Source organism: Salinicola sp. RZ23, from assembly GCF_003206675.1.
GTDB lineage: Bacteria > Pseudomonadota > Gammaproteobacteria > Pseudomonadales > Halomonadaceae > Salinicola > Salinicola endophyticus.
Genome location: NZ_PZJK01000030.1, coordinates 1 through 831 on the forward strand (window position 1 = coordinate 1; position 831 = coordinate 831).

Sequence of the window (831 nt, forward strand, 5' to 3'; positions counted from 1 at the left end):
CCCGACCGTGGTGCCTCTCGTGCCCGGTCATCGCCACGCAGTCCCCACCCTGAGGAACACCCAATGACCACGACCAAGAAACAGCCCGTTCGTGTGTTCCTGGATCAGAGCGACCACTCCCGGTTTCTCGTCCAGGCAGGCACCAACCGCCTGACCCCTTCCGCCCTGGGCGAACGGCTCATGCAGTACGGCCTGACCCTGCTGGAAAGCGGCGACCGCTCGCCGTTGGAAGGGGGCACCACCCCGGCCCGCCCGGATTCCGGGGCCTAAGTCATGTTGCTGCCTGCCCGTCACCCGTCGCCCATCGGTCGCACGGCTTCCCAGGCCGGCACCGCGCCCCCCGTCATACCCTGCGCAGCACGGGTTGACGGGGGGCGCGGGATCGGCCGCCGTGCATCCCGACCGATGGACGACGGGCAAGGGTGGGTAGCCGCCTGCCCGGAGCCCCGAGTCTTGAGGGAGCGGGCCAAGCGGTGCCTCCAGGGCCGTGACTACGGTCACGCCGCCCTGCTCTACGCCCAGGCGGAACACCTAACCCGGATGCTCGACCCCGAGTCGTCCGACCTCACTGAGCTAGTCGTACTCGCTCGCCACTGCCACATCCTGGCAACCCGGTACCAACGCTGAAAGGAACCTCACCATGTCCATGATCAACACCATTCAAGCCCACGTCATCGGTGCCTCTCGCTACGAAGTCGAAGGCATCAAGGGCGCCAAGCTCATCATCATGAACGAAGCCGATCCCACCAACGACAACCTCTTCGGCTTCCAGACCTCCACCATGTCCGCGCCTTACGAGATGGTCGACCGCATCCGCGAACTCAACCCGCG

At 66.2% G+C, this 831-nt stretch carries 1 protein-coding gene and 1 pseudogene; both read left to right on the top strand.

Features of this window, described 5'->3' with window-relative positions:
* Positions 1-63: 63 nt before the first annotated feature.
* On the top strand, positions 64-270 hold the full coding sequence (locus DOM67_RS19625; protein ID WP_110678998.1) for a hypothetical protein: 207 nt from the start codon (positions 64-66) through the stop codon (positions 268-270).
* 370 nt (positions 271-640) lie between these two features.
* Positions 641-831 (top strand): annotated as a pseudogene (locus tag DOM67_RS19635) (hypothetical protein); the annotation flags it as partial.

Bases quoted from the DNA above. Each gene is read 5' to 3' on its own strand.
- DOM67_RS19625 (WP_110678998.1), top strand. From the start codon at position 64: ATGACCACGACCAAGAAACAGCCCGTTCGTGTGTTCCTGGATCAGAGC.